Raw genomic sequence first — 7,221 nt, 5'->3', positions numbered from 1 at the left:
GGCGCCCGCCGGGAGGCAGGGGCGAGCGCCGTCGATGTCAGAGCGGAAGGCTCAGGGGTCCAGCCAGCTCCGCAGCTCCCGCTTGTCGATCTTTCCGACGGCGGTGAGCGGGAACTCGCCGACGACCTCGAGCCGGTCGGGGAGCATGAACCGGGCCAGGCCGCGCTCCTGCAGGTAGCTCTTGACCTGCTTGAGCCGGAGGGCCTCGCCCGGCGCGAGGACCACCACCGCGCAGACGCTCTCGCCCACGTCCGGGTCCGGCATGCCGACGACCGCCACCTGCCCGATCGCCGGATGGGTCAGCAGGTGCTCCTCCAGCTCACCCGCGGACACGTTCTCGCCACCCCGGTTGATCACGTCCTTGACCCGGCCCTCGACCACGAGGTGGCCGGTCGGGAGCTGGCGGACGAGGTCGCCGGTGCGGAAGTACCCGTCGCCGTCGAAGACGGCAGAGTTGTGCTCGGCGGCCCGGTAGTACCCGCGGATCGTGTACGGCCCGCGGGTCCACAGCTCGCCCACCTCGCCCGGGACCACCCCGGCACCGGACCCGTCGAGCACCCGGACCTCGTCGGCCGCGGCCAGCGGCCGGCCCTGCGTGGTGAACACGAGCTCGTCCGGGTCGTCGAGGCGGGTGTAGTTCAGCAGGCCCTCGGCCATGCCGAAGACCTGCTGGACCTTCGCCCCGAGGGTCGGCGTGATCCGCCGCGCCAGGCCCTCGTCGAGCTTGGCGCCGCCCACCTGGACCAGCCGCAGGCTCGTCGTGTCCGGCCCCTCCCACCCGGCCGCCTCGACCCACAGCCGGGCCAGCGGGGGGACGAGCGCGGTGACGGTGACCCGCTCGCGGGCGACCAGGTCGAAGGCGACGTCCGGACTCGGGGAGGGAGCCATCACGACCGTCGCCCCGACGCCGAACGCGCCGAGCAGCCCCGGGCAGGCCAGCGGGAAGTTGTGGGCGGCGGGCAGCGCGACGAGGTACACGTCGTCCGCCGTCAGCCCGCAGACGTCCGCGCTGGCGCGGGCGTTGTAGGCGTAGTCGCGATGGGTGCGCGGGATCAGCTTCGGCTTGCCGGTGGTGCCGCCGGAGATCAGCAGCACCGCGATACCGCCCGGATCCGGTCGCTCGGCGCCGAGATCCGGGCCCGCCCCGCCGCCGAGCCGGGCGGCGCGCCCGGCCGTGGCGAGCGCCGACAGCGCGGTGAACGGCCCGGGCTCACCGGCCACCAGGACGTGGCGCACGGCGGGAACCGCCTCGGTGACCTCCCGGGCCAGCTCCCGGTAGTCGAAGCCCTCGTGCCGGTCGGCGATCACATAGCCGACCGCGCCGGAGAGCCGCGTGAGGTGCTCGATCTCGACCCTGCGGTGGGCGGGCAGCGAGAGGACGCCGATCGCGCCCCGGCGCAGCAGCGCGAACAGCACGGTCACGAACTCGGCGCGGTTGGGCAGGTGCACCACCACGTGGTCACCGGGACCGATGCCGATGGTGGCCAGCCCGGCAGCGAGATCGTCCACGGCCGCGTCCAGCTCGGCGTAGCTGATCCGGTCGGGTCCCGAGACGAGCGCCGTCGCCGGCCCGAAGCGGCGCGCCCACTCCCGCAGCAGGTCACCCAGGGTCTGGTCGCCCCAGTACCCCCCGTCCCGGTAGCGCCGCTCGAGCTCCGCCGGCCAGCGCGTCCAGCCCTCGTCCACCGGCGCCGGGGCGGTCACGACGCACCGCCGGAGTCGGCGGGGAGCGTGTCCGGGTCGACCAGCTCGGCCGCGACCTCGTCGTCCGACATCGCCGCGATCTCCAGCGCGATCGCGGCGACCCGTTCCGCCCGGCCGGGGACGGTGTCGGCGGCGCGGATCCGCTCGGCGAGCGCGGCGACGGTCGGCGCCCCGAACACCGAGCGCACTGTGACGGCGGTGGTGTCCAGCTCGTCGCGCAGCCGCGTGACGAGCGCGGTGGCGAGGACGGAGTCACCACCCAGCGCGAAGAACTCGTCGGTGATCCCGAACTCGGCCACCCCGAGCACCTCGTGCCAGACGTTGTGCACGACCCGCTCCAGGTCGGTGCGCGGCGGTGCGTGGTCGGTCGCCCGGCCGGCCACCGCCTGTTCGACGGCAGCCGTCACCGTCCGGCGGTCGATCTTCCCGTTGGCGGTGAGCGGCAGGCTGTCGAGCGCGACCACCAGGTCCGGGACCATGTGCGGCGGCAGCGCGCGGCGCAGCCCCTCGCGCACGGCGCCGGCGATGCCCGCGCCGTCGCCGGAGCTCTCGCCGCCGCCGCCCCCGCCGCCGTCGGCCTCGCCCGTGGCGGGGGTGGCCGGCACGACGCCGGCGCCGAGCACCGCGGGATGCCCGGACGCGCCGCGCACGAGCACCGCCACCCCCACCCGGACCTCCGGCAGCGCGGTCAAGGCTGCCTCCACCTCGCCCAGCTCGACCCGGAAGCCGCGGATCTTCACCTGGTCGTCGCGCCGGCCGAGGAAGTCCACCGTGCCGTCCGGCAGGTACCGGGCGATGTCACCCGTCCGGTACCACCGGGTTCCGGTGTGCTCGACGAAGCGGTCCGCGGTGCGCTCGGGATCGCCCAGGTAGCCGCGGGCGACGCCGTCACCGCCGATCCAGAGCTCCCCGGCCACGTGGTCGGGGCAGTCGCGGCCGAGCGGGTCGACCACCCGCAGCCGGACGTTGCGCAGCGGCGTCCCGTAGGGGACCGAGCGCCACTGCGGCGGCAGCGGGGACGTCCCCTCCACCTCGCAGATCGTCGAGTGGATGGCCGTCTCAGTCGTGCCGCCCAGGCCCAGGAACCGGCAGCCCGGCACCGCCGCGGCGAGCCGGCCCGGCAGGTCCACGCCCACCTTGTCGCCGCCGAGCAGGACCGCCCGCAGGCTGTCCCCGAGCGCCACCCCGGCGGAGAGGACGAGGTCCAGCACCGTGGGGACGCAGTTGATGACGGTCACGCGGTGGTCGCGGATCAGCTCCGCCCACCGGCTGGCCTCCCGGCGGGAGTCCTCGTCGACGAGCACCACGGCGCCGCCGGCCGACAGCGGGGCGAAGATGTCGAACACCGAGAGGTCGAAGTCCAGCGCCGACACGGCGAGCGTCCGGTCGTCGGTGCCCAGGCCCAGCCGTTCGATCAGGTCGGCGATCGTGTTCATCGCCGCCCGGTGCCCGACCTCCACGCCCTTGGGCTGACCGGTCGATCCGGAGGTGAAGAGCACGTAGGCCGGCCGGTCCAGCCCTCCGAGCTCGCCGGGCGCGGCTAGATCCGGTACCGGCGCCGGCTCGGCGGGCTGGTCCGGCGCCAGCTGGACGACCCCGGCGGGCACGCCGTCCCGCGGCGACTCGGTGATGAGCACGCCGAACCCGGCCGCGGCCACGATCCGCTCCACCCGGGCGGCGGGCTGCTCGATGCCGACCGGCACGTACGTCGCGCCCGCCGCCAGCACACCGAGCACGGCGACCACCTGGGACGACCCCTTGGGCAGGCTGACTCCGACCAGGTCGCCGCGGCGCACGCCGTGGGCGGCCAGCGCGCCGGCCAGCCCCAGCGCCCGGCGTCGCAGCTCGCCGTAGGCCAGCGAGCCCGGGCCGCCGGCGGTGTCCCACAGCAGCGCGGGGGCGTCGGGGGCCAGCACGGCGTTCTCGAAGAACCCCTCGTGCAGCAGCCGGGTCGGCACCGGCCCGGCGGTGTCGTTGACCGCGGCGCGGATGGCACGGGCCGGTTCCGGCACCAGGCCGTCGACCGCCGTGTCCCAGATGCCCGCGGTGTCGGCGAGGCCGCGCACCAGTCGTTCGAAGGCGCCGAACATCGCGTCGACCACGCCGGGGGCGAACTCACCCTCGCGGACGTCCCAGTTGACCAGCAGGCCGCCGTCCAGCTCGGTGACCTGCGCGTCCAGGAGAACCTGCGGGCCCTGCGAGATGATCCACGCCGGGTCGCCGAAGTGCTGGCGGACCCCGGGGCCGAACAGCTCCCCGAGCCCGAGCGCGCTGGTGAACACCACGGGCGCCAGCACCTGCTCGCCGGTGCGGCGGGTCAGGTCGCGCAGCACCTCCACACCGGAGTAGTCCGCGTGCGCCGCGTCGGCGTGCAGCCGGGCCTGGACCTGGCGCACCCGGGTCGCGAACGGCTGCGGCTCGGCCAGGTCGACCTCGAGCAGCACCGAGCTCGTGAAGTCCCCGACCACCTGGTTGACGTCCGTGTGCACCTGGTCGCGGTCGAACATCGGCACGTTGAGGACGAACCGGGACTCGGTGCTCCACCCGGCGAGCACCTCGGCGAACGCGGTCGCCACCGCCATCGCCGGGGTGACGCCCCGGCTGTGGGCGGCGCGCTGCAACGCCTGGCGCGCCGACGGACCGAGGACGAAGTGACGCCGCGTCACTCGCGGCGGCTCGCCGGTGGAGCCGGTAGCGCCCGCCGCGCTCGTGGCGCTCGTGGCGCCGGTGCTCCCGGCGGTGCCCGCGTCGTCGGGCGAGGCCAGGCGGGGCAGGCCGGGCGCGCCGGGCAGGCCCGGCAGCCGGCCCTGCCACCACTCGGCGGCCGCGCGTGCCGCCGCGCGCCTGGCCGGGCCCCGCGCGGCGCGGTACTCGCGGAAGGTGTAGCCCAGCGGCGGGTGCGCCTCGCCGGGACGGTCGTAGAACCGCGCGAGGTCGTTGAGCAGCACCCGGTAGCTGACGGCGTCCGCTGCGACCATGTCGACGTCCAGGTGGAGCCTGGTCCGGCCCTCCGGCAGCAGACTCAGCGCGGTGGCGAACACCTCGCCGTGCTCGATGTACAGCATCTGGTGCGACATCCGGTCCCGCACCGCGGCGAGCCGGGCCTGGGTCTCGGCCTGGCCGAGCTCGCGCAGGTCGTGCACGGTGAGACCGCGCCAGCCCGAGGTCGCCTCGACGACCTGGCTCCCGTTGTCCGTGATCCGCACGCGCAGCATGTCGTGCCGCACGACGAGCGCCTCGATCGCCGTGCGCAGCCGGTCGACGTCGACTCCCGCGCCGTCGAACTCGGTGTAGAGGTGCGCCGCGACCTCGCCGAGCGGCTGCCCGCCGTCCCGGCCGACCCAGTAGGCATGCTGCATGAGCGCGAGCGGGAACTCACCGGCCTCCGCGCCGTCGTCGGCGGTGGAGATCGACAGGTCGTCGGACGGCTCCGAGGCCAGGTCCAGCCCGGACCCGGCGGATGCCCCGAATGCCCCGGACGACTCGGCCGCCTCTGACGCCTCGGCGCCCGCCGGCGCCGCGGCTGTACCGGGCGCCGGATCGGCGCCGTCTCCCGGCTGGCCGCCGGCCCGCTGGCCGCCGTCGCGTCCCGCGAGGCCCAGCGCGCCGCCGGACGCCGCGGCGTCACCCACGCCGGCGGGCTCGGCGGGCGCCCGCATCGACAGGAGCTTGCACCAGCCGTCGACGGTCGGATTCTCCGCGAGCTCGGCGAACGAGACCGCCATCCCGGCCCGGCGCCAGCGGCCGACGGCCTTCATCAGGGCGATGGACTCCAGGCCCAGCTCGAACAGGTTCGCCTCGTTGCCGATCGCCGACGGATCCTCGTCGATCAGCTCGGCCACGATGCGGCGGACATCCTCGAGCTGGTACCCGGGGGTGCCCGCCCGCGCGGCGGGAACAGCCGGGGCGGCCGGCGCGGCGGGCGCCGCGACCAGGAAACGGCTGACGCTGCGCAGCTTCTCCCGGGTCTCCTCCGCCTCTCGGTCGGGGTCGGAGTGGCCGACGATGCCGGCCCCGGCGCGCAGCCAGGTCCGGCCGTCCTGCTGGAACACCGTGCGCAGCACCAGCGCCGCGTCGAGCCCGCCGTCGGAGTCAGCGATCAGCACCGCGCCGCTGTACAGGCCGCGGAGCTCCCCCTCGTAGTCGCCGATCACCGCGCACGCGACCGGCTTGGGCACGCCGGAGGCGGTGATGGAGGGGAAGACCGCGCCCAGTGCGTCCCAGGCGTCGCGGCCGGCGGCGAGCCGGCCGGCCACCCGCGAGGCAAGGTGCTGGACGCTGCCGCGGGGCAGCACGTTCATGAACTGGTCCACGACCACCGACCCGGGCCGGCAGACCTGGAGCAGCTCGTCCTGGCAGGCCTGTACGGAGACAGCGTGCTCGTAGATCTCCTTGGGATCGGAGAGCAGCACCTCGCGCAGATCGCGGTCGACGGCGGGATCGCCGGTCAGCGCCCGGGTGCCGGCCAGCGGCTGGGTCGACACCAGGCCGTCCGCGGACACCTCGACGATGGTCTCCGGGCTGAACCCGGTGGCCCGCAGGTGGCCCGTGTCCACGATGAACGACCGCGCCGGGTTGTTCCCGGCCCGGCCGACCTCGTAGGTGGCCACCAGGTCGACGTCGCCCTCCACGGGCACGACGCGGGAGAGGATCACCTTGCGCAGCCGTTCGGCGCGGATGTCGGCGACGGCCGCCGCGACGATCCGGCGGTACTCGTCGACCCCGTGCTCGAGGTCGACGACGGCGCGCGGGGCGCTGGCCGCCGGCGGGCCGCTCGGCACGGCGGCGAGCAGCTCGGCCAGCTCCGCCAGATCGGCGGTGTCGACGGCGCGCAGGACGGCGACCCCGTCGATCAGCCGCACCTCCCGCCGTGGCACGATCACGTGCAGCAGCGGATCGTCGCCGGCCGGCACCGGCTGGCCCTGCAGGAGCAGGCTGAGCTCGAACGCCGCCCAGCCGTAGGCCCGCCACCCGGTCGCCTCGAGGCCGCCGAGGACGTCCGCGACCTGGCGCAGCGGGGTGGCTCCGGTCGGCTCGGACCGCCAGTCGCCGCTGCCCGTCCGGTGCCTCACCTCGGTGGCGCCCAGCACGACCTCGGCGAGCACCCCCGAGCCGCAGGACCACTCTCCGTCGCGCTCGTAGAGCACGAACGGCGCGGCCAGCCCGCGCGCGAGACCCGCGGCGGCGGCCTGCGGCGACTGGTCGAGCGGGACCGACCTGCTGCGGTAACTCCCTTGCGCTCTCACCGCGACGCGGAGACGTCGGAGCCGGCCGCGTCCTTCTCCATCTGCTCAACCAGGCTGCGGGGACGCAGATCGGTCCAGTTGGCCTCGACGTAGTCGAGGCACGACTGACGGGTCTCCTCGCCGTGGACGACGGTCCAGCCCGCCGGCACCGCGGCGAAACTCGGCCACAGCGAGTGCTGACCCTCCGAGTTCACCAGGACGAAAAAGGTGCCGTTCTCGTCGTCGAAGGGATTCGTCGACATGACTGCCGTCTCCTCGGGTCGCGCCTACA

Annotated in this window: 3 protein-coding genes; all 3 read right to left on the bottom strand. The window is 75.2% G+C overall.

Annotated elements, in window-relative coordinates; genetic code table 11:
* Positions 1–51 precede the first annotated feature (51 nt).
* From AC559T_RS10870 to AC559T_RS10860, 3 genes are read right to left on the bottom strand one after another with little or no spacing between them, the layout of a single operon-like run.
* Positions 52–1,704: a (2,3-dihydroxybenzoyl)adenylate synthase gene (locus tag AC559T_RS10870; protein ID WP_498868608.1), complete on the bottom strand. Its 1,653-nt coding sequence runs from the start codon at positions 1,702–1,704 to the stop codon at positions 52–54.
* Entirely contained in the window at positions 1,701–6,950 is a 5,250-nt protein-coding gene (locus tag AC559T_RS10865) for a salicylate synthase (RefSeq protein ID WP_498868607.1), read from the bottom strand. The genes AC559T_RS10870 and AC559T_RS10865 overlap by 4 nt, the downstream gene beginning before the upstream one ends.
* Positions 6,947–7,192: an MbtH family protein gene (locus AC559T_RS10860; RefSeq protein ID WP_020463386.1), complete on the bottom strand. Its 246-nt coding sequence runs from the start codon at positions 7,190–7,192 to the stop codon at positions 6,947–6,949. Before AC559T_RS10860 ends, AC559T_RS10865 begins: the two co-directional genes overlap by 4 nt.
* Between the last annotated feature and the right edge of the window lie 29 nt (positions 7,193–7,221).

It is taken from the genome of Frankia sp. Hr75.2, assembly GCF_949319125.1.
Taxonomy (GTDB): Bacteria; Actinomycetota; Actinomycetes; order Frankiales; family Frankiaceae; genus Parafrankia; species Parafrankia soli.
The sequence above is the reverse complement of the archived record's forward strand: the minus strand, read 5'-3'. Positions and strand labels throughout refer to the sequence as shown.